This window comes from Kitasatospora sp. NPDC024654 (assembly GCF_055559155.1).
The window spans coordinates 66,268-86,500 of sequence record NZ_JBVHLF010000029.1; the positions used below are offsets into that span (position 1 = coordinate 66,268).

The following is a 20,233-nucleotide window of genomic DNA, read 5'->3' on the forward strand; positions in this document are numbered from 1 at the left end:
CGAAGCCCCCACACCCCCCCCCCCCCCCCCCCCCCCCCCCCCCCCCCCCCCCCGCCTCCCCCCCCCCCCCCCCCCCCCCCCCCCCCCCCCGGGCCCCTGCGACGTCTCGGCGACGGCCTCAACCCAACCGCGCGCCGGCCCGACGCGGCGGGGCGGTGAGGTCGCGGGCGATCCAGACCGCGCCGCCGGGCTCGGGCGGGTCGGCCGCCGGCGCGCGACGGCCGGCCCGCAGCACCAGGAACAGCGCCTGCGCCATCACCCCCGGCTCGGCCGCCACCACCATCGCGTTGAGCCGCCCGCTGGCGGCCCGCAGGTGCACCCGCTGGTCGTCGAAGTCGCGCACGCCCGGTACCACCACCGCCGGCACGCCGGACCGGGCCAGCTCCTGGACGGTGTTGTAGCCGGCGTGGGTGATGGCGGCCGTGGCGTGCCGGTAGACGTCGTAGCCGGGGCCGAGGTACGGAAGCACCCGTACCGGTCCGGCCAGGCCCGGTGGCACCGTGACCGCGCCCCGGAAGTTCGGCCCGGTGAGCACCAGGAGGTCGACCGGCCGCGGGTCGTGCCGCCGACCGTACAGTCGGACCGCCCGCAGCCCGGCGTCCAGGAATCCGGCGGCGTCCCGGTGGCCGCCGCCACCCGCCACCACCGCGATCCGCGGCTCCCCGGTGCCCGTCCGCCAGGGCGAGCGGGTGTCCAGCGGCCGCCGGACCACGTGCGGGATCCCGCTCAGGCGCACCCCGTGCGCGATCTCCTCGCGCCCCGGCTCGCCCAGCAGGTAGACCCGCTCGATCGCCGGGGCGTGCCGCGCCACCCAGGCCGCCGGGTCGAGCCGGTTCCGCCGGAAGCGGTGCACCAGGAACTGCGGGCAGCCGAGCCGGGCCGCTCGCTGGTACAGCTCCCGTTCCACGGTGTCGTCGTGCAGCACGACGTCCTCGGCCGTCAGCACCTGGGCGACCAGTGCCTGCGCCAGCCGGTGGTCGACGGCCGGCCCGGTGCCCGGCAGCAGCTCGCCGACCGGGCTGTCGGCGTCGGTGGGGACCACCACCTGGGCGAAGCCGTGGTCGGTGGTGAGTCGCTGCTCCCGCTCGGTCAGGAAGAGCGAATCCCAGCCCAGCGCGCGCAGCTCGGTGTGGATCGCGATCAGCCGGGAGACGTGGCCGAGACCGCGTCCCCAGGCGAACGAGACCACCCGCCCGGTCATCCGGGCACCCCGTCCGGGTGCCGCCGGCTGTGACCGGGGACGAACCTCGGTACCGGCAGCGGCACTTCGAGGTCCTCCTGGACCGTCCTCAGCGCGGTCACCGTCGCGTAACCGGCGGCCAGCGCGCCGACGTCGCCGCCGGAACCAGCCGGCGCCACCGCCCGGTAGGAGATCTGGAAGGAACCGGAGTCGACCCGGGCGGTCGAGAAGCGGACCGCCGGTTCGCCGCCGGGCCCGACCGCACGGATCCCGCGCAGCTCGTCGGGCGGCAACGCGGGCGCGTTGACGTTGAGCACCACCGGCGGCCGGTCCCGGACCCGACTGCCCGGCAGCACCACCGGGAGCACCCGCTCCAGCGCCACCAGGACGGTCTGCCAGTGGAGTTCGGCACCGGTGTCGATCGAGACCGCCACCCCCGGGCAACCGTACCGCGCCGCGGTGAGCACCGCGCCGACCGTACCCGAGTGCAGCACCGAATTCCCCACGTTGGCACCGGGGTTGATACCGGAGAGCACCAACTCCGGTGGGGCACCGAAGATCCCCTGGCAGGCCGCCGTGACGATCAGCGCGGGCGGGCCGGCCACCGCGTGGGCGGAAATCCCCGGCAGACCGGGCAGGTTGACCGGATCCACCCGGACCAGGCCGCCCGCCGGCACCGCCCGGCTGGTCCCACTGCCGCTGGCCTCGCTCTCCGGGGCCGCCACCACCACGTCCAGGCCCTGCTCCAGTGCGAAGGCCGCCAGCCGGCGCAGGCCCTCCGCCGCCACGCCGTCGTCGTTGGTGACCAGCACCCGCGGCCGCCTGACCGGCATCGGACTACCCACCGATCATCGACGTGCCGTGGGCGGGCCGGACGGGGTCGGGACGGCTGATCCCGCGCCCGGGCCACTCGGGCCGCGGCGCCCACCGCGGATCGCACCCTCCGACGACAAGGACGTGCGGGTCACCGGCGACCCGGCCGGAGGTGTCGACCAGCGGGCCCCCGGTGGGGGTCGGGCCGGGGCTGCGCCAGTCTGCGGGAGCGGTCACGGGTGCGACTCCTCGGGGAGAGAGCGGGTGAAGCCCGGCTGCTCGGGCGGCAGCCGGTCGAACCGGTCGAGCACGTCCCGCGGACCGGGTTCGACGCGGAAGCCGCGGAAGTCCTCCTGCCCTGGTGCACGTGGTGCCGGCCGACGGACCCAGCAGGCCACCCCCGGAATCGTCACCGAGCACGGCGGCGGGAGCAAAGGTGAATTCCGGACATCCGCCCACCGCCCACCGCGCTGCGGCCGCCTCGCACCCACGGCAGGGGCCGGACGGCCCGGGCAGCACGGAGCTGGTGCGCGGCCACCACCGTCCGGGCCACCATGGACGTATGGCACGGCTCAACGAGCAGGTCGAGGCGCTTCTCCAGGAGTACGCCGACCTGCTGTCGATCACTGGTGGCGACGCCTACCGGGCACGCGCCTACGAGAAGGCGGCCCGCTCGGTCGGCGGCCACCCGGCGGACCTCGCGGGCCTGGACGCCAAGGAACTGCGCGAGATCCCCAACGTCGGCAAGTCGATCGCCGACAAGATCGACGAGTACCGGAACACCGGCAGTATCCAGGCCGTGGAGGCGCTGCGGGCACAGGTGCCCGCCGGTGTCCGGCAGATCATGGCGATCCCCACCGTCGGGCCGAAGAAGGCCGGCGCGCTCTACCGGGACCTGCGGATCACCTCGCCGGCCGAACTGCGCGAGGCGATCAGGGCGGAACGGCTGAACGACGTCCCCGGCTTCGGCGAGCGGACCGCGGAGAACATCCTGCACGGGCTCGACCTGCTGCGGAGGACCGGCGGCCGGGTCCGCCTGGACGTCGCCACGGCGACGGCCGCCGAGATCACGGCCACGCTCGGTGCCGTGCCCGGCTGTGTGCGGTGCGAACCGGCCGGCTCGCTGCGGCGGTTCCGGGAGACCGTCGGCGACCTGGACATCCTGGCGGCGGCCGAGGACTCCGACCCGCTGATGGCCGCCTTCACGGCACTCCCCGACGCCGCCGACGTCCTGGTGCACGGCACCACCAAGACGTCGATCCGCACCACCGCCGGCCTCCAGGTCGATCTGCGGGTGGTCCCGCCCGAGGACTGGGGTGCCGCCCTGCTCTACTTCACCGGCTCCAAGGCGCACAACGTCCGGCTGCGCACGATGGCCGTGAAGGCCGGTCTGAAACTCTCCGAGTACGGCCTGTTCGAGGTGGGGAGCGGCGCCCGGATCGCCTCCGGGACCGAGCAGGAGGTCTACGCGGCGCTCGGGCTCCCGTGGATCCCGCCCACCCTGCGCGAGGACCGCGGCGAGATCCAGGCCGCCCAGCGCGGGGAGCTTCCCGACCTGGTCGAGGAGGCCGACCTGCGCGGCGACCTGCACACCCACACCGACCTCACCGACGGCGTCGCGTCGCTGGAGGAGATGCTGGATGCGGCGGCGGCCCGCGGCTACGCGTACTACGCGGTCACCGACCACGCGCCGAACCTCGCGATGCAGCGGATGACCGAGGAGAAGATGCTGGCCCAGCGGAGCCGACTGCGCGAGCTGGGCCCGAGCCACCGCGGGATGCGGCTGTTGCACGGCACCGAGCTCAACATCGACCCGGACGGCGGGGTCGACTGGCCGGCCGACGTGCTGGCCGGCTTCGACCTGTGCGTGGCCTCCGTGCACTCCCACTTCAGGGCCGGGCGGGCCGCCCAGACCCGACGCCTGGTGCGGGCCTGCGAGAACCCCCACGTGCACGTCATCGGCCACCCGACCACCCGGCTGCTCGGCCGGCGCGGCGGCCTGGACGTCGACCTCGACGCCGTCTTCCGGGCCTGCGCGCGCACCGACACCGCGCTGGAGATCAACTCCGCGCCGGAGCGGCTCGACCTGGGCGACGAGGCGGTGGCCCGGGCCAAGCGGCACGGCGTGCGGTTCGCGATCGACAGCGACGCCCACTCGACGCTCCAGCTGGACAACCAGCGCTACGGGATCGGGACGGCCCAGCGCGGCTGGCTCGGCGGCGACGACGTGATCAACACCTGGCCGTGGAGCCGGTTGCGGCGCTTCCTGCACGACCGGTGACGGGCCGGGACCTCAGGCCGGCGCCTCCGGGTCGGTGTCCAGCACGTCGGCGGCGGCCGCCCGCGGGGTCGGGGCACCCTCCGGACCGTAGCCGAGCCGGATCAGCATCTGCACGGTGCCCGGGCCGCGGTGCGGATCGCGCATCGCCCAGCGCAGGTCGTACCACTCCAGCGCCTGGTGCAGCAGCGAGGTGCGCAGGCCGCGCGCGGTGGCGAGCAGCAGGACGCGCTCCAGCGCCTGGCCGGCGCGCAACCAGTCGGCCGGTGCGTCGTGCTGGGTGGAGAGCACCGCTACCCGGGGGTGTGCCTCGAACGGGAGCGGCGACCGGTGTCCGGCGGGGTCCAGGGCGGCGAAGTCGCGGACCGGGAAGTGCCCCTCGGCGTCCTGCGGGCCGAGTGCCTCGTCCGGGATCCCGCGCGGGCCGGACCCGGGACGCTGGATCGCCTGACGGCTCTCGTGGCGGCGGCGCGGATCGGCGACGGTGCGTCGCTCGGCCTCCCGGGTGAGTGACAGCAGGTGACGGATCTCGCGCTCCCCCGGCAGCTCCAGCCGCGCGCCCTCCGCCTCGGCGGCCTCGGTCAGCTCCTCCAGCAGCGGCGCCGGGATCGGCCGGTCGAGGTAGGGCAGCCGGCTGCTGTGCCGGCGCCAGATCGCCTCGTAGAGCTCCGAGCGCCCCGGATCGAGGCGGACCGGTCCGGCCAGCCGGACCCAGGCGAGCAGGTCCGGCTCGGGCGCCCGGGGCAGCAGGTGGACCACCGGCTCCCTGCCCAGCCGCCGCACCGCCAGCCGCAGGTTGAACAGCGCGGCACCGACCGACAGGTGGAGACCCCGCTGCTCCGGGTCGGTGACCGCGAGATCCGGCTGCGGGACCGCGCGGACCTCCAGGGTGGTGGTCTCGGGACGGTACCGGTAGCGCCAGGGCTGGGTGTTGTGCATCGACGGCGCGGCGATCGCGGCGGAGACCAGCTCTTCCAGGGTCGCGGCGTCGAGTCCCGAGGTGATCATGACGGCCTCCTCACCGGTCGGTCGGTGCCGAGCGCCTCCCTGATTCCATCGTGCCGGTCAGCCGGTGATCGCGCGGCCACTGATCCGTTCGACGTCCAGCCGGATCCAGACGTCGCGCTCCCCGGGGGCCCAGGGCAGCGGGCCGGGCTCGTCCGGGGCGGCGTCCGCGACGCCCCGCTCGGTCGCCGGGACCCGCTCGGCCTGGCCGGTCACCAGCACGCTCCAGGCATGACCCAGTGCCTCGTCCAGGTGGTCCACCTCGATGGCGATCCGGTGGTCAGCCGCCCGGGCGGTCACACTGCCCTCCGCCGTCCGGTAGTACAGCGACCGGCCCGTGACCCGGTAGTTCACCGGCAGGACGACCGGGCCCTGCATGGTCGCGTACGCCACCCGGCCCACGCCGCGGTCCGCCAGCCGGCCCCAGCACTCGGCCGGATCCAGCTCCCGCAGCGACGGGTGCCCGGCCGCCGGCGCCCGGCCCGGGGGCAGATCGACGCCGCCGCCCAGCAGTTCCGCCTCGCTGGTCTCCAGCGCCCCCGCCAGGCGCAGCAGCGCGCCACCTTCCACCACGGCCGGCTTGGTCTCCAGGTACTCCAGGTAGGCGGGGGCCATGCCGGCCCGGCCGGCGACCTCCTCCCGGCTCAGGCCCAGCCGCTCGCGCAGCGCGAGAACCCGCCGGCCGAGGTCGCCGGGGTCGGCCGGTTCGGCCGGCTTGACCGGTTCGGCCGGCTTGACCGGTTCGGCCGGCTTGACCGGTTCGGCCGGCTTGACCGGTTCGGCGGGCTCGACCGGTTCGGCCGGCGCGCCATGCGTACCGGGCGCGGCGGGGACCGGTGCCGGGGGCCGGTCGGCCGAGGGGAGCTCGGCGTCGATCCAGCAGCCGATCTCGCGCGGGTCGTGGCGGGAGCCGAACGGCAGCGACCGCCGGGCCTCCTCGATCGCCGCCTCCCTGGTCAGGCCGTGCTGGGTCATCTCCTCGACCGCCGCCCTCGCCAGTGCGGTCAGCTCGCGGCCCATGGCCCGCTCGGCGCCCCGGTGCGGGGACGGTCTGCTCTGGCTCATGGCTCCTCCTCGGGTACGCACGCCGCAGCGGGCCCGGCCTCCTGAGAACCGTCGGACACCGGTTCCCATCCGCTGCCAGCATCCCTCCGCCCGCGACCACTCGCACGGGGCGAGCCCCGCGCCGGCGTACGCGCGCGAGCTGGTCGGCGCCCTCTTCGCCCGGCTGATGCCGGATTCCTGCCCCGCCCGGTCAGCCCGGGACGGATCGGACCACCAGCAGCGCGATGTCGTCGGTGCGGTGCTCGGCCCGCTCGGCGCGGCCGAGCAGCGCGTCGGCCAGCTGGTCGAGCGGCTCGTCACCGTGCCGGGCCAGCGTGGCGCCGAGGCCGGCCACCGCCTGGTCCAGGTCGCCACCGGGCGTCTCGATCAGCCCGTCGGTGTAGAGCACCAGCGTGCTGCCGATCGGCAGGCCGATGCCGGTCTGCGGGTACTCGGCGGTGGGCTCGACGTTCAGCACCAGGCCGCTGCGCGGCTGCACCAGGCTCACCCGACCGTCGGGGCCGCGCAGCAGCGGCGCGGGGTGTCCGGCATCGGCCAGCCAGGCGGCCCTGCTGGCCAGGTCGACCCGCAGGTAGGCGCAGCTGGCGAGCAGGGTGGTGCCCAGGTCGAAGAGCAGCAGGTTGGTGCGGGCGAGCACGGTGCTGGGGTCGGCGTCGGCCGTCGCGAAGGCGCGGACGGCGGTGCGGATCTGGCCCATCAGGGCGGCGGCGTTCACGTTGTGGCCCTGGACGTCGCCGATGACGATGGCCACCGTGCCGCGGTCGACCCGGATGATGTCGTAGAAGTCGCCGCCGATGTCCATCCCCTCGGTGCCCGGCAGGTAGCGGGCGGTCGCCTCCAGGCCCGGGACGACGGGCAGCGCGTGCGGCAGCAGGATGTCCTGCAGGCCGTGGGCGAGGCCGAGCTTGGTGTCGTACAGCCGGGCGCGGTCCAGCGCCTGGGCGATCAGGCCGCCGAGCGAGGTGAGGACGGCGCGTTCACCCACGGTGAAACGGTGCGGCTCGGCGAACGCGAGTACGCAGGTGCCGATCAGCCGGCCCGAGGTCACCAGCGGCAGGTAGGCCCAGCTGGCCATGCCGTCCTGGGTCTCCCGGCGGCCGGCGTAGAGCCGCTCCAGCTCCGCGCGGCTCTCGAAGAAGGCCGGTACCGGGTTGGTCGAGGCCTGGACGCCGGGGGTGGACTCGGTGAGCGAGGTGCCGTCGAACTGGTCGACCAGGCCGGGCGGATAGCCGCGGTGGCCGACGATCCGCAGCCGGCCGCTCTCGGCCATCAGCACCGCGACGGCCTGGCCACCGAAGGCCGGCACGATCTGCTCGGAGACCATGCTCACCACGTCCTGCACGGTGACGGCCTCGGTCAGCGCGGTGGCGAGGTGCAGGATGTGGTACAGCGCGCCGGGCCGGGTGTGCGCGGCCGGCTCGGCGGGCGCCTCCGGGGCGGGCACCTCGTGCTCGCCGACCTCGGCGGCGGAGACCCGCACGGTGAGGCCGGCGGCGTCCGGGAAGAGCTCGAAGGAGAGCCAGCGGTCCGGCGGTCGCAGCGCCACGAACGACGTCGGCTCCCCGCTCATCACCGCCGCCCGGTAGCTGTACTCGTAGACCGGATCGCGCAGCCAGGGCAGCGCCACCCACGGCTTGGTCCCCAGCAGCAACTCGACCGGCTCCCCGAGCAGTTCGGCCGCGGTCGGGGTGACGGCGGCCAGCCGGCCGTCCAGGCCGATGCCGCACATGCCCTCGGGCAGCCGGGTCATCATCGCGGTGAGCGGGTCGTCGGCGCTGCGCGCGGCGGTGGTCGCGGGCCGCGCGCCCGGGCGGATCGGCCGGCCCACCGCGGCCGCCCGTACCAGCACCTCGGCCAGCTGGGAGGTGACCATCGAGAGCCCGTGCCGCTCGGAGGGTGACAGCTCGGCGGGATGCGAGGCCGGCCAGATGAAGAAGACGGCCCCGAGCGTGCCGCGCTGCGCCTCCACCGGCGCGGCCACCAGCGAGAACGCGTACGGCATGGCGACCGCGACCCGCGGGTACCGGCGGGCCATCTCCTCCGCGCCGCCCACCCAGACCACTCGGCCGTCGCGCACCGCGTCGGCCACCGGGATCGGCGCGGCCACGCCCACGTGCTGCCAGCCCCTGGTGAACTGGCGGGCGGCCCCGAGCGTCATCGTCAGTTCGAGCAGTTGCCCGTCGTCCGACAGCAGGTAGCACCCGCCCATGTGCGTGCCGAGCCGGTCGGCGGCCGATCGCAGCGTCTCCGCCACCGCGTCGAGGTGGTTCTCGGCCGCCGGCTCGGACCCCCTGGGTCCGAGTCGCGAAGCCGCAGGCCGTGACGTGCTCACCACAACCACCTCATTCGGGCCGGCGCGGTGCACCCGCACGGGCTTGTACCCATACTGACCCGTCCGGGTGGCCCGTGTCCCGCCGTGGGCCGAGCGCCCGGGACCGTTCGGTGCGGACCGTTCAGCGTGGGATGTCGACGCGGAAGCGCAGCCGGCAGATCACCACGTCGGTGTAGCGCCGGATCGCACGGTCCAGCACCGCGCCGCGCTGGTTCTGCAGCAGGCGCTGCCAGGGGCGGGGCAGCTGCATCTCCGGGATCAGCACCACCAGCCGGTCGTGCTCGTCCAGCTCGGACAGCCGGCGCAGGTAGTCCACGATCGGCCGGGTCAGCGAGCGGGTACGGCTGGTGAGCACGGTCAGGGGGACGTCCGGGTGCCACTCCTCCCACGCCTGCCGCATCCGCTCGCTGCTCGCCGCGTCCACGTCCTCCGGGTGCGCCACGGTGACGGCGCGGACCTCGTCACCGAGCGACAGCGCGGCGCTGAGCGCCTCCCGGGTGAGCAGGTTGACCGCGCCGACCGGGACGACGACCAGCGAGCGGCGTTCCCGCGGCGGCCCGGGCACCTCGCCGACGTGCAGCCCGCGGCCGATCCGCTGGTAGGTGCGGTGGATCGACTCGAACAGCAGCACCAGCACCGCGACCGCGAGGAAGACCAGCCAGCCGCCCTTGTCGAACTTCGCGACCAGCTCGATCACGGTCGCCGCCGCGGTCAGCACCGCGCCCAGCCCGTTCAGCACCGCGCGCCCCTGCCAACCCGACCCGCGTTCGATCCACCAGTGCCGGACCATCCCGATCTGGGAGAGCGTGAAGCCGATGAACACGCCGATCGCGAAGACCGGCACCAGCGCCTGGGTGTCGCCCCTGGCGCCGACCAGCAGCACCAGCGCCGCCCCCGCCAGCACCAGCACCCCGTGCCGGTAGACCTGCCGGTCCGCGCGCAGCGCGAACACGTGCGGCGCGTGGTGGTCCCGGGCCAGCAGCGAGGTCAGCACCGGCATGCCGCCGAAGGAGGTGTTGGCCGCCAGCGCCAGCAGCGCCATGGTGGCGAACTGGACGACGTAGAAGGCCGCGTTGTGCCCGAGGGCCGCTTCGGTGAGCTGGGCGAGCACGGTCTTGGTGGGGTTCGGCGCGACCTGGAACCGGCCGATCAGCGCGGACAGCCCGAGCAGCATCGTGCCGAGCAGGGCGCCCAACGCGATCTCGGTGCGCTGGGCACGCTTCACCCGGGGGCTGCGGAAGGTCGGCACCGCGTTGGCGATGGCCTCCACCCCGGTCAGCGCCGCGCAGCCGGAGGCGAAGGCCTTGAGCAGGAGCAGCAGCCCGACGGTCTCGGTCGCCGGGCCCGGACGCGTCGGCTGGACGACCGGGTGCGCACGCAGCAGCCCGACCGCGATCACGGTGAGCACCGCCACCACGAAGACCACGGTCGGCAGGATCAGCGCCTTCGCCGACTCGGCGACCCCGTACAGGTTGACGCCGGTGATCAGCGCCAGCACCAGCGCGCAGAGCCAGACCCGCTCCCCGTAGAGCGAGGGGAAGGCCGAGGTCAGGGCGGCCACCCCGGCCGAGATCGAGACCGCGACGTTCAGTACGTAGTCGATGATCAGCGAGGCGGCGGCGACCAGGCTGACCCGCCGGCCCAGATGGCGCCCGGCCACCGCGTACGCGCCACCGCCGTTCGGGAACGCGGCGACCACCTGCCGGTAGGAGGAGGTCAGCGCGGCCAGCAGCACCACGATCGCCACCGTCACCGACATGGTGAAGCCCAGCCCGTGACCGCCCGCCACGGCCAGCACCACCACGATCGCCTCCGGCCCGTAGGCCACCGAGGCGAGCGCGTCGAGGGAGAGCGCGGCCAGCCCCTGGGGGACCGTCAGCCGGTCCCGCTCCCGTACGCCCGAGGCGTCGTCGGGCTGGTCCCCCGCCGGATCGGTGCTCTCAGGCATGGTGCTTCCCTTCGGGTCCGTTCCGGTGCTGAGGGCGACGTTAGCGGTCGATGCCAAAGATCCGTCAGGGCCACGCGTACCGGCGCCAGAAGACCGTCAGGGCTGCCCCGCTCGGGCCGCCGTACGGGGTTCACTGGACCGGTGGCCAACCGTCCCCTCTCCTCGGCGGCGGGTTCCGTCGTCCTCGCGCGTCCCGTGCGCCATCCGCTGCTCGGCCCCTGGTTCCTGCCGGAGGCGCCCGGCCCCGGCGCGCTGGCCGCACACGTCCTGCTGAGCGGACACGGCGGCCACTGGACCTCGCCGCGCGCCGCGCTGGTGCACTGCGGCTCGCACCGCGCCCTGCGCGGCGACCCGCTGGCGCTCCCCCCGGAGCTCCTCGCCCCGCTCGGGCGCGGCCAGTTCAGCGCGCCCGACCGCTTCCTGCCGCTGCTCGGTCGGACCTTCGGCACGGTCACGCCCTGGGTGCGGGTGATCTGCACTCAGCAGCGGCGCCCCCGGCGGCGGGCCCTGCCGCCCGGTGTTCGGCTGCGGCCGCTGATGCCGGCCGACGCGGCCCGGCTCGACGCGCTGGCACCGGACCTCCGGTGGATCACCGAGACCTGGGGGTCGGGCCGGGCCCTGGTCGGCGGCGGCGCCTGGGGCGCCTTCGTCCAGGGCCGGCTGGCGTCGGTCGCGGGCGGCTACCTGCGCGGGCTGGTCCACGAGGACGTCGCGGTGGTGACCGTGCCGGAGTTCCGCCGCGCCGGGCTCGGCCTGCTGTGCGTCCAGGCGGTCAGCGCCACCGTCCGCCGGCGCGGCCGGATCCCGACCTGGACCGTGCCCCGGTCCAACGAGCCCAGCCGCGCGCTCGCCGCGGCCGCGGGCTTCGTCCCGGTCCGCGAGGAGGTCGTCTACTGGGTCGGTCCGGCCCGCTGAGGCGACCCCGGCGGGTCGGACCGACGGCCCCTCAGTGCTGCTCCGCGCAAGTTCGTGGAGGGGTCAGGCCGCCGGGCTGTCGAGGTAGAGGCCGCAGGCGCAGTCCAGGCATTGTTCGGGGGCGCCGGCGGGCAGGCCGCTGGGGAGCACGTTGTCCTTGTAGCCGCCTCGGCTGGCGAGGTAGAGCGCGAAGCCCCAGGTGTGCAGGACTCCGGCGAAGCGCAGGCGACACAGCGGCAGGCGTTCGCCGTCCTTCAACTCACCTTCCACATAGGCGAATCCCGCGCGAAAGTGGACGTGGACCCGGGCCAGCTGCGGCCAGCGCTCGGCGGCGCGGGTGTTCAGCCGCTGGCGCAGGTGGTGCTGCATGGACTCGGGCGGGTTCTTCGGCACGGCCCCATCCTGCCGTCCCGGCCCACCCCTCCGCCATGATCACTGCTCGTGACTGATTTGGTGATCAGGCCGGGGTGGGGATCCAGGCGCCTCTGCCGTCGAAGAGCCGGGTGATGGCGTCGAGCAGGTTCTTGCCCTGCTTGGCGGCGGTGGAGAGGTAGCCGCGCACGGCGAAGAAGCGCTCGGCCCCTTGTGCCGTGCGCCAGCCGCCGGTGACTTTCTGCTGGATCTTGGCCATCCGGATGGCCTGCTCACTGGTGTTGTTGTCGAACGGGACGAGCCAGTCGAAGGCGAACCGGAGCACCTGGTCGCGTTCGGTGTCGAGGCGGTCGAGCGGGTTCTCCGCCTTCGCCCGCTTGCGTCGTGGGTCGCCTGGGGCACGGGGCGGGTGCAGAGCCCGCCCGGCCGTGATGGTCTCCTCGTAGCGGGCGGCGAGGCGTTCGAGGGCGTCCACGGTGAAACCGGTGGCCTCGGGGTGCGCGGCCCGGGTCGCCTTGATCTCGTCCCAGGTGTCCACCAGCAGCGCGGCCAGTTCCTCGGCCCAGGCCTCGGGGCGGTCGGCGGGCGCGTTCTCGGTAACGGCCGCGAGTTCGCGCAGGTGGTGCGCGTTGCACAAGGCGTGGACCGCATCCGTGTAGGTCTTGTAGGGTTTCCAGCCGTCGTGGACCGCGGTCCCGGTGAAGAAGGGCAGGACGCCCATCGCCTCGAACGCCTGGACGCCGCGCTTGGGGTGGACCTGGTAGAGCGTCAGCGACTTCGTGCAGGCGGTGTGCACCCAGCAGGTGCGCCCGGCGATCCGGGTGCCGGTCTCGTCGAAGCCGACCACGTCGCACGCGATCAACTGCAGGCGCACAGCCTCGGTATGCGCGGCGACCGCGTCGGCGGCCTGCCCGGCCCAGGTGTGCGGGGTCGCGGTGGCCACGTCCGCACCGAGAACGTCGGCGAGCAGTTCGGCGCACCGCTCGTAGGGAAGGTGTTGCCGGGTGAGCAGGTAGAGAGCCAGGCTCTTGATCCGGGACCCGTACTGGGCCGGGGCCGCCGGCGCGCCTGGTCCGGTGGCTGCGGTGACCTGCCCGCAGGCGCAGCGACGGTGCTCGATGCGGTGCTCGGTCACCCGCAGCCGGATCTCGGGCAGGTCGAAGACCTGCCGCCGCTCGACGGAGACGACCTCGGACCCGGCCAGGTCGCCCGTGCAGCCCGAGCAGGCGGCCGGGGCGTGGACCTCGACCGCGTCCGGCTCCGCGACCTGCAGCAACGCGCCCCCGGCACCACCACGGGGCTTTGCCCGGACCCCGGCTCGACGGCTTGCGCAGTGACACCGGGCGGGCCAGCCCGACACTGGACGGCGGCTTGGAGGAGTTCGTCGAGTTCATCCCCAGTCGCCGCTTGAGCTCCGCGTTCTCCGCCCGCAGCTCGGCGATCTCGGCCCGCGCCGCCGCGAGCTCCGCCCGGGTCGCCGCCAGTTCACTGCGCGACTCACCGACCAGCGCCGCAAGTTTCGCATAGCTCGGCAGTTGCGGGGTCTCGGACACGAGACCCAATGATCAACTACCAGCACATCAAGATCAACTCAGCGAGCCAGAACCACCAAACCAGTTACCCAAGGTCAACATCAACGGCGAACGCGTGACCCTCGATCCTGACGGGCCGCTCGGCCAGGCCCAGTGGGCCAAGACCCGCTACGGCATCGCCACCCAGACCCTGCCCAACGGCTACTGCGGACTGCCCGTCCAGAAGACCTGCCCGCACGCCAACGCCTGCCTGACCTGCCCCGTCTTCCTCACCGGACCCGAGTTCCTGCCCGAGCTCCGCGAACAGCGCACCCGCACCCTGACGCTGATCGACAACGCGAAGAGCTGCGGCCACACCCGCGTTGCCGAGATGAACCAGCAGGTCACCGACAACCTCGACCGGATGATCCGCGAGCTGGAAGACGGCGAGGACGAGCACGAGGAGACCGCGGATGCAGGCTGACAACTCCCACCTGATCGTCGCTGCGGCCCGCCAGCGAGCCGCGGCGACCCGCCGACGCGCGACCTCGGCCCTGCGGCGGATGGACGCCACCGGCACCCTGATCACCTTCGAGACCGTCGCCCGCGAGGCGGGCGTCTCCCGGTCCTGGCTCTACAACCAACCGGACCTGAGAACCGAGATCGAACGCCTCCGAGCCCGGCACCGTCCCGTCCCCGCAGCCCGGCCGGTTCCCGACCGGCAACGGGCCTCCGACGCCTCGCTGCTGCGACGCCTGGAGGTCGCCACCGAGCGCAACCGCCAGTTGGAGGCCGAAAACCGGGAGTTGCGCGAGGCTCTCGCCCTCGCGCTCGGTGAACGACGCACCGCCGACCTGCCACCCGGCCCCCGCGACACGCCGAAGAAGAAATCTTCCGCCGCCATCGGACCCTGCTGACCGAGCGCGTCATGAACACCGTCCACCACACATCGCACCAGGTCAGCAGCCTGAGAGGGAGCCGAGCTCAAGATAACGCCCGTTGATCTTCTTGCCGGCGTCGTAGCCGCGCGAGGCGGCGGGTACGGTGGCGTCGCCCTTCACCGACTGGGAGTCGATGATCGCGGCGGTGGGCTCTTCCTTCTTGCCGGCCAGCTCGCGCAGGCGGGCGCGTAGCCGGCCGTACAGCTCCTTGATCAGGTCGTTGTCGCGCCAGCGGCGGAAGAACCGGTACACGGCCCGCCACTTGGGGAAGTCGGCCGGCAGGCTCGCCCAGCGCACGCCCTCGGCCACCAGGTAGCGCACCGCATCGAACATCTGGCGGTGGCAGTACCCTTCCGGGCGTCCGCCGCGTCCGTTCAGCCAGGCCGGGACCGGCAGTAGTGGCCGGATCAGAGCCCATTCCGTGTCGGTCAGGTCGGAGGTGTAGCGGCGGGCGCGGTCCGGCTGGTCGGCGGCGTTGCCGAACTGGTGGGCGAGGCATTCGCACGGCGACACGCCGAAAGTAGACGAGGACGGGGCGGGCGCGCCACAGTGTGACACCAGGGCCTCCTGACGCTCAGTTGACTAGACATCACCGAGCTGTGCAGGAGGCCCTTTCTCTATGCGTCGATCAGCGACCGATCACCCGAACGAGGTCGACACGCGCGACAGTTCGATCAGCAGGCGTGCCGTCCGCTTTGGGAATCGCTTCTCAGGACACGGGCACCAGGGTGAAGTTCCTGATCCGGGACCGGGACGTCCGCTACCCGGCCACCTTCGACGCCGTCCTGCAGGCCGAGGGAATCGAGATCGTCCAGACCGGCGTCAGGATGCCGCGCATGAACGCGATCATGGAGCTGGGGGTACCTCCCGGCCGAAGGCTGGGGGCGGGTGCGATCCTGCCGAACCGAGCTCCTCGACCGCACCCTCATCTGGAACCAGGCCCACCTACTCCACGCGCTACGCGAGTACGAGCAGTTCTACAACACGCACAGGCCCCACCGCAGCCTCGCCGGCGCCGCGCCCCTCCGCCAACTGGCCGAACCCATCACCGAACCCGACCGGCTCACCCACCTCGACGTCCGCCGACACGACCGCCTCGGCGGCATCCTGCACGAATACCAACATGCAGCGTGACCAGCACGGACGTGGTTCTTGGCACCTACACCGCCGAAGACGGCGCCGCCCCGGCCGTCGATCTTCAAAAAGCCTTCGTTTGATGACGGCACCGCCCGCAGTCGCCCCGGACCCCCTGGAGCCTTCAACAACTCCTTCGAAACCCGGCCCCCTCAACCAGGGTTCGACAGTTGGTGGGCATACGGCGGGGCTGAATCCGTGGGTTGAGTAGATACGCCAGGCGCAGGCCGCGATGGTGAGTGGCGACGACGGCGCCCGCCGGTGACGGCCCCGGGTTGTGCGTCTCGGGTCCGGCGGGCGCCGGGGTGCAGAGTAGCGGGGCGGCCGGTGTGCGGGGCGACGGCGCGCAGCCGGCCGGGACCGTGGGAACGGGGGTGCCCCCGGTCCCGGCCGTGGGAGGTCCGACCGCGCGGGCGCGGCCGCTCTGCTCAGCAGCCCGTCGACTGTGGTGGAGCTGCCGTGCCGGGAATGCTAGACCCGCCTTCGGCCCTGCGAACAGGGCTTTGACCCGCAATCTTTCGGGCACGTACATGCCAGGCATGTGCATCTCTCCCAGGGCGGCCCGACGGCGTCCCGGCCGCCGAGCTGGAGACGAGCCGGCCCCGGCTGTCACCACGTCGCCGGCGGCCGGTGCTGCATCTGCGGGGCCAGCGGTTTGCCCGCGCTGACGAGTCCTGCGGGCGGCGAACCTTCGTCGAGCAGGTCCCAGAGCTCACCCGCCGGCACGGTCGGCGACGCCCTCCACGAGATCACACCCATCCTGGACGCCCTCGACCGCCGCCCCCGCCCGGCACCGATCACCGCACCGACAGCAGCAGTCATTGGCAAGACCGACTGAAACCCGAAGTTGTTTTCCGACAGCTCCCTGCCCTCGGACCGTCCGCTCAACGGTTCGCGGTCCCAAGGCGGTGCCTGGCAAGCCACCCGGCACCCGACAACCACCGTCTCACTGACCGCGGCGCGCCATGTGTGCCAGCAGATGCAGGCCGCCCCGCCGACTTCGCATGGTATCGATCGAATGATACAAATTGATCCTTGCCAGACCATGCGCGTAGCGCTCCGAGCCGGATCGAGGAAGACGATGACCATGACGGCCGAGGCACGCCGAGCCAAGATCGTGGAGCTTGTCCGCGAACTCGGGACCGTTCGCGTGGTGGACCTTGCGGAGCGGCTGGGACTGGCCGCCGTCACCGTGCGCCGGGACGTCGCGACGCTGGCTGACACCGGGGCGCTGCACCGATCGCACGGCGTGGTCTCGATGCCCGTGAGCGGGACCTCGCCGGCTGTGCCCGAAGGCCGCGAGCGAGTCGTCGGCATGCTCGTTCCCACGGTCCGTCAGTACTTCGACGAGATCATCGGCGGTGCGCGGTCCGCGGCGATCGCGGTCGGCGCGCGCTTGGTGCTCGGAATCGCGCCGTACGAGGCGGGCGACGACCGCGCGCAGGTGGACCAGTTGCTGGAGTCCGGAGTCGACGGCCTGTTGGTCACGCCGAACTGGACACCGGAGCGTCCTGACTGGCACAGCTCCTGGATGTGCGAACTCCCCGTACCCACAGTCCTGGTGGAGCGCCGTGCCCCCGACGACAGCGTCTGCGTCGCCCTGGACTCGGTAAGCTCCGCCCACCGCCACGGTGTCATGCTGGCGCTTCGCCACCTGGCCGAGCTCGGGCACGGCTCAGTGGCGCTGGCAGCCCGCCGGAACAGCTGGACGGCTTTCCAGGTGCGGGCCGGCTACGCCGAGGGCGTCCGGCTGCTCGGTCTCGAGCCGCAGCCGGTGATCGACATCGAGCAACCGGGGCGGGAGACGGAGGCCGTCGCGGCACGGATCGCCGAGGGCGTCGCGGCGGGCGTGCGGGCAGTGCTGGTGCACAACGACCAAGAGGCCATCCAGCTGTTGCCCCTGCTGCGCACCCGAGGCCTGCACGTGCCCGACGACGTTGCCCTGATCTCGTACGACGACGTGTTCGCGGCCCTGGCCGCCCCGCCGTTGACCGCCGTCGCACCGCCCAAGCGTGCCGTGGGAGCGGCAGCGCTGGAGTTGCTGCTGCGCCGCCTGGGGGGTGGCGAGCTGCCGGTCCACCACGTGGAGCTGCTGCCGGAGCTGAAGGTCCGCTCCTCCTGTGGCGGCGTAGCCGTATGACATTGCGTCAGTTCAGCCGGGTGAGGTAGTTCGCAGCCGGCTCCAGCAGGGCCGGCAGGGGGGCGGCGTCCGGGTACCACGATGCCTCGTACTCCCAGGAAACCCAGCAGTCCGGTGGCAGCAGGCGCACGCAGTCGGCGATCGGCAGCAGCCCCGCGCCGAGCGGCAGCGGGGCGAGGTCGTGAGCCCCGGCGATGTCCTTGACCTGGACGTAGCCGAGGTGGGGGGCGAGCGCGGCGTATGAATCGGTGGGTGATTCGTCGGCCAGGTGGGTGTGCATCAGGTCCCACAGGGCACCGACGGCCGGATGCGCGACCAGTTGGAGCAGACGGGCGATGTCACGTCCGCCGCGGTGCGAGTCGTGGGTCTCCAGCAGGATCCGAACGCCGAGTTCCTGCGCGTCGTCGGCAACGGCGGCCAGGCGCCGGGCAGCGCGCAGATCCGCCGCGTCTGTCGGCCCCTGTCCGCCGCGCGGGAAGACACGGACGTAGTCGGCGCCGAGGTCTGTCGCCAGCCGGAGATGGTCGCGCAGCGCGCGTACCAGAGGGCCGTCGGTCCCGGGGGCGGCGATGCCGAGGTAGCTCGCGATACTGAGTGGGGTGATCCCGGAGGCGGCGAAGTCCTGTACCGCGCGGCGCCGTTCGTCGGCAGACATCCTCGGGTGCACCGGCTCGCCGGGAGCGCAGCGCAGTTCCAGCCCCTGCCAGCCGTGCTCGGAGGCGAGCCGGAGGGCCTCGACGAGCGAGAGACCGGGTAGGCCCAGGGTGGAGAAGGCGGTTCGCACGGGTGGTCAGCCCCTTCGGAGGGAGCTCACGGCGCCGTCGGCGAGGAGCGCCTCGTGCTCGGTGCCGTCCGGCCGGCGCACTCGGAGCCGGAGCCTGCCGGTGCGCACCCGGAGTTGCTCGCACGCGCGGGCCGTCGGCCGCGCGAGCCGTACGGCGCTGACGAACAGCGACGGCCCTTCCTCTGTGCGGCCGGTCAGGACCGGTACCGCGCCCACGGCCCCGAACGCGGCGCCGGCCGGCAACCGGCGTACGTCGGCTTCGGTGTGGCCGTGGAAGCCCCGCGGGAAGGGGATCAGCGGTGCGCCGGACGGGTCGACGGTGTCCACGCGGGCGAGCAGGCCGTCTGTCATCTCCTCGGTAGCGTGGCCGGCTGCCGCCCAGCCGCTGTGCCGCACCTCGGCGCCCGGCTCCGCCCCGGTGACCGGGGATGTGACGGTGACTCCGGTCAGTTCGGCGCCGCCAATCCGGGGATGGTGGGCGGAGGCCGCCCAGCCGTCGCCCGCGCCCAGTGGCTGGATGCGCCCGCGCTCGCTGAGCTCACCATCGACCATCAGGCCGAAGTGGTTGTCGGTGGCGCCCCCGAGGACCGGGCCGGTGACGGTCGAGTGAGCCAGCCGTACGGACAGCGGATCGTCGGGGAGGACCTGGCCAGTGGGTTGGTCAGCGCCGCCGTGGTTGTGGAGACGAACGATCCCGTCGGCGACAGTCGACTCGATGAGCCAACCGGACCGCGGGAGCGGGACGACGGCGTCGGCTCACCTTCGGTGGTGGGGGTGCGGGTGCCGGCGGCCAGGCCCGCGGCACAGCGGGACAGGAAGCCGTGCGGGCCGTCTCCGCTCGCGCCGGCGATCCGGAAGGCGGCCAGCAGAAGGGTCCGGGCGTAGCACTCCAGACCGTCCGAGCGTGTCCCCGAGATGCTGGGGTTGATCAGAGCGTGCTCCGGCCCTGCGTGGCGGAGGACGGCCAGCAGACCGTCAGCAGCCGCCTCCCAGTGCGCCCTGGTCCAGCCTGTGCGGGGACTGAGCACGTGGTCTTCCGAGGGAGAGTGGATCAGGGACATGGTGAATGCTCCTCGGTCCGGTCGGCGGATCGAACGTAGAGATCCGGAGATCGAAAGTCAAATATGCCAACTGAACGATCAAATGACTTGATGATCTGGCGTCATGGGCTAGGCATCCCAAGGAAAACTGACCGATGCGTCACCGCTCCCGTGTGATCGGATGTGATCACTTGATACCTGTCTCTTGACTATGATCGAAGCTGACTGCAAGATGACCGCATCCCTCGCTGGCTGGCTACAGTTCGGCGATCGGTGCTCCCCCGGGTGCGCTGGCCCCCATTCACAGAAGCCGAGTCATGTCCACCACTCCTCGCCGCGGTCGCAGCTGCGCCAAGCCGCCTCCGACCAGATCATCACAGCAGCCGGAGCACTGGACACTTGTTCCCCCTCTGGTCGGCGCCGTCGGCAAGGCCGTCCCGGACAGCCTCCTGCCTCCTCGTCGCATCCGGCTGAGCGTCCGCGGGGTCAAACGGCCGGTGTCCCGCTTCTGCACGTCCAACGACCAGCGCCCCTCGAAGGCCCAGCAGATATCCCGCATCGACATCGTGATCGTCGAAGCCCGGCCTGCCACGACACCAGCGGCAACACCGATGGGAAACATCGATCCGCACCCCCCCACGGAGCTCCGCGTCGAACTTCCGCCTCCTGTCTGCCATGACTCTCAACTTCCCCTGCAGCCATGGCCTCTACGCTGCGAGGGGACGCTCATTGCCGACCCGGGCCCCCGATCCATCGACATGACAAGACGGAGGTT

General features: G+C 73.1%; 18 protein-coding genes and 3 pseudogenes. 6 read left to right on the plus strand and 15 right to left on the minus strand.

The features are described 5' to 3' along the window. Window positions 1-118: 118 nt before the first annotated feature. From ACZ38L_RS19035 to ACZ38L_RS19050, 4 genes are read right to left on the minus strand one after another with little or no spacing between them, the layout of a single operon-like run. Complete coding sequence (locus ACZ38L_RS19035; RefSeq protein WP_465694359.1) at window positions 119-1,201, minus strand: glycosyltransferase; 1,083 nt, start codon at window positions 1,199-1,201, stop codon at window positions 119-121. Continuing rightward, complete coding sequence (gene surE, locus ACZ38L_RS19040; protein WP_465694364.1) at window positions 1,198-2,013, minus strand: 5'/3'-nucleotidase SurE; 816 nt, start codon at window positions 2,011-2,013, stop codon at window positions 1,198-1,200. The genes ACZ38L_RS19035 and surE overlap by 4 nt, the downstream gene beginning before the upstream one ends. 4 nt (window positions 2,014-2,017) lie before the next feature. Then, on the minus strand, window positions 2,018-2,230 hold the full coding sequence (locus ACZ38L_RS19045; RefSeq protein ID WP_465694368.1) for a hypothetical protein: 213 nt from the start codon (window positions 2,228-2,230) through the stop codon (window positions 2,018-2,020). After that, entirely contained in the window at window positions 2,227-2,391 is a 165-nt protein-coding gene (locus ACZ38L_RS19050; protein WP_465694372.1) for a hypothetical protein, read from the minus strand. Before ACZ38L_RS19050 ends, ACZ38L_RS19045 begins: the two co-directional genes overlap by 4 nt. 164 nt (window positions 2,392-2,555) lie before the next feature. Between ACZ38L_RS19050 and polX the strand changes: the two genes are divergently transcribed. Beyond that, window positions 2,556-4,274, plus strand: a complete 1,719-nt coding sequence (gene polX / locus ACZ38L_RS19055) for a DNA polymerase/3'-5' exonuclease PolX (protein WP_465694376.1) — start codon at window positions 2,556-2,558, stop codon at window positions 4,272-4,274. Window positions 4,275-4,286: 12 nt separating this feature from the next. Here polX and ACZ38L_RS19060 read toward each other — a convergent pair whose 3' ends face one another. From ACZ38L_RS19060 to ACZ38L_RS19075, 4 genes are all read right to left on the minus strand, one after another. Beyond that, entirely contained in the window at window positions 4,287-5,279 is a 993-nt protein-coding gene (locus tag ACZ38L_RS19060) for an Acg family FMN-binding oxidoreductase (protein ID WP_465694379.1), read from the minus strand. 57 nt (window positions 5,280-5,336) lie between these two features. Continuing rightward, entirely contained in the window at window positions 5,337-6,341 is a 1,005-nt protein-coding gene (locus tag ACZ38L_RS19065) for a helix-turn-helix domain-containing protein (protein WP_465694383.1), read from the minus strand. A 190-nt stretch (window positions 6,342-6,531) separates the two neighbouring features. Further along, window positions 6,532-8,673, minus strand: a complete 2,142-nt coding sequence (locus ACZ38L_RS19070; RefSeq protein WP_465694387.1) for a GAF domain-containing SpoIIE family protein phosphatase — start codon at window positions 8,671-8,673, stop codon at window positions 6,532-6,534. A 121-nt stretch (window positions 8,674-8,794) separates the two neighbouring features. Continuing rightward, window positions 8,795-10,621, minus strand: a complete 1,827-nt coding sequence (locus ACZ38L_RS19075) for an APC family permease (protein WP_465694390.1) — start codon at window positions 10,619-10,621, stop codon at window positions 8,795-8,797. Window positions 10,622-10,762: 141 nt separating this feature from the next. Between ACZ38L_RS19075 and ACZ38L_RS19080 the strand changes: the two genes are divergently transcribed. Beyond that, a complete protein-coding gene (locus ACZ38L_RS19080) occupies window positions 10,763-11,536 on the plus strand; it encodes a GNAT family N-acetyltransferase (RefSeq protein WP_465694394.1) in 774 nt (257 codons plus the stop codon). A 63-nt stretch (window positions 11,537-11,599) separates the two neighbouring features. On the opposite strand, the gene ACZ38L_RS19085 is transcribed toward ACZ38L_RS19080, so the two are convergent. The 3 genes and pseudogenes from ACZ38L_RS19085 to ACZ38L_RS19095 form a co-directional block, all read right to left on the minus strand. Continuing rightward, window positions 11,600-11,929 (minus strand): hypothetical protein, encoded by a 330-nt coding sequence (locus ACZ38L_RS19085; RefSeq protein WP_465694397.1) that lies wholly within the window; start codon window positions 11,927-11,929, stop codon window positions 11,600-11,602. Between the two features lie 64 nt (window positions 11,930-11,993). Further along, window positions 11,994-13,184: an IS66 family transposase gene (gene tnpC, locus ACZ38L_RS19090; protein WP_465694399.1), complete on the minus strand. Its 1,191-nt coding sequence runs from the start codon at window positions 13,182-13,184 to the stop codon at window positions 11,994-11,996. A gap of 130 nt (window positions 13,185-13,314) precedes the next feature. Beyond that, a pseudogene (locus tag ACZ38L_RS19095) lies at window positions 13,315-13,461 on the minus strand (hypothetical protein); the annotation flags it as partial. A 94-nt stretch (window positions 13,462-13,555) separates the two neighbouring features. Between ACZ38L_RS19095 and ACZ38L_RS19100 the strand changes: the two are divergent. Next, on the plus strand, window positions 13,556-13,903 hold the full coding sequence (locus ACZ38L_RS19100; protein WP_465694403.1) for a hypothetical protein: 348 nt from the start codon (window positions 13,556-13,558) through the stop codon (window positions 13,901-13,903). Beyond that, on the plus strand, window positions 13,893-14,336 hold the full coding sequence (locus ACZ38L_RS19105; protein ID WP_465694406.1) for a DUF6262 family protein: 444 nt from the start codon (window positions 13,893-13,895) through the stop codon (window positions 14,334-14,336). The genes ACZ38L_RS19100 and ACZ38L_RS19105 overlap by 11 nt, the downstream gene beginning before the upstream one ends. Window positions 14,337-14,378: 42 nt before the next feature. Here the strand turns inward: ACZ38L_RS19105 and ACZ38L_RS19110 are convergent, their stop codons facing one another. Continuing rightward, window positions 14,379-14,873 (minus strand): transposase, encoded by a 495-nt coding sequence (locus tag ACZ38L_RS19110; protein ID WP_465694409.1) that lies wholly within the window; start codon window positions 14,871-14,873, stop codon window positions 14,379-14,381. Window positions 14,874-15,070: 197 nt separating this feature from the next. Between ACZ38L_RS19110 and ACZ38L_RS19115 the strand changes: the two are divergent. Both ACZ38L_RS19115 and ACZ38L_RS19120 read left to right on the plus strand, forming a co-directional pair. After that, a pseudogene (locus tag ACZ38L_RS19115) lies at window positions 15,071-15,494 on the plus strand (integrase core domain-containing protein); the annotation flags it as partial. Window positions 15,495-16,581: 1,087 nt separating this feature from the next. Continuing rightward, window positions 16,582-17,634 (plus strand): substrate-binding domain-containing protein, encoded by a 1,053-nt coding sequence (locus tag ACZ38L_RS19120; protein WP_465694412.1) that lies wholly within the window; start codon window positions 16,582-16,584, stop codon window positions 17,632-17,634. Window positions 17,635-17,641: 7 nt separating this feature from the next. Here ACZ38L_RS19120 and ACZ38L_RS19125 read toward each other — a convergent pair whose 3' ends face one another. The 3 genes and pseudogenes from ACZ38L_RS19125 to ACZ38L_RS19135 form a co-directional block, all read right to left on the minus strand. Beyond that, window positions 17,642-18,418, minus strand: coding sequence for a sugar phosphate isomerase/epimerase family protein (locus ACZ38L_RS19125; RefSeq protein ID WP_465694415.1), 777 nt, complete (start codon window positions 18,416-18,418; stop codon window positions 17,642-17,644). A 6-nt stretch (window positions 18,419-18,424) separates the two neighbouring features. Beyond that, the gene (locus ACZ38L_RS19130) at window positions 18,425-18,970 is read right to left on the minus strand and encodes a hypothetical protein (protein ID WP_465694419.1); all 546 of its coding nucleotides are present in this window, start codon (window positions 18,968-18,970) and stop codon (window positions 18,425-18,427) included. Between the two features lie 218 nt (window positions 18,971-19,188). Continuing rightward, a pseudogene (locus tag ACZ38L_RS19135) lies at window positions 19,189-19,479 on the minus strand (DUF2264 domain-containing protein); the annotation flags it as partial. Window positions 19,480-20,233: the final 754 nt, after the last annotated feature.

Bases quoted from the DNA above. Each gene is read 5' to 3' on its own strand.
- surE (WP_465694364.1), bottom strand. From the start codon at position 2,013: ATGCCGGTCAGGCGGCCGCGGGTGCTGGTCACCAACGACGACGGCGTG.
- ACZ38L_RS19075 (WP_465694390.1), bottom strand. From the start codon at position 10,621: ATGCCTGAGAGCACCGATCCGGCGGGGGACCAGCCCGACGACGCCTCG.
- ACZ38L_RS19120 (WP_465694412.1), top strand. From the start codon at position 16,582: ATGACGGCCGAGGCACGCCGAGCCAAGATCGTGGAGCTTGTCCGCGAA.
- ACZ38L_RS19035 (WP_465694359.1), bottom strand. From the start codon at position 1,201: ATGACCGGGCGGGTGGTCTCGTTCGCCTGGGGACGCGGTCTCGGCCAC.
- ACZ38L_RS19105 (WP_465694406.1), top strand. From the start codon at position 13,893: ATGCAGGCTGACAACTCCCACCTGATCGTCGCTGCGGCCCGCCAGCGA.
- ACZ38L_RS19060 (WP_465694379.1), bottom strand. From the start codon at position 5,279: ATGATCACCTCGGGACTCGACGCCGCGACCCTGGAAGAGCTGGTCTCC.
- ACZ38L_RS19065 (WP_465694383.1), bottom strand. From the start codon at position 6,341: ATGAGCCAGAGCAGACCGTCCCCGCACCGGGGCGCCGAGCGGGCCATG.
- polX (WP_465694376.1), top strand. From the start codon at position 2,556: ATGGCACGGCTCAACGAGCAGGTCGAGGCGCTTCTCCAGGAGTACGCC.
- ACZ38L_RS19130 (WP_465694419.1), bottom strand. From the start codon at position 18,970: ATGGTCGATGGTGAGCTCAGCGAGCGCGGGCGCATCCAGCCACTGGGC.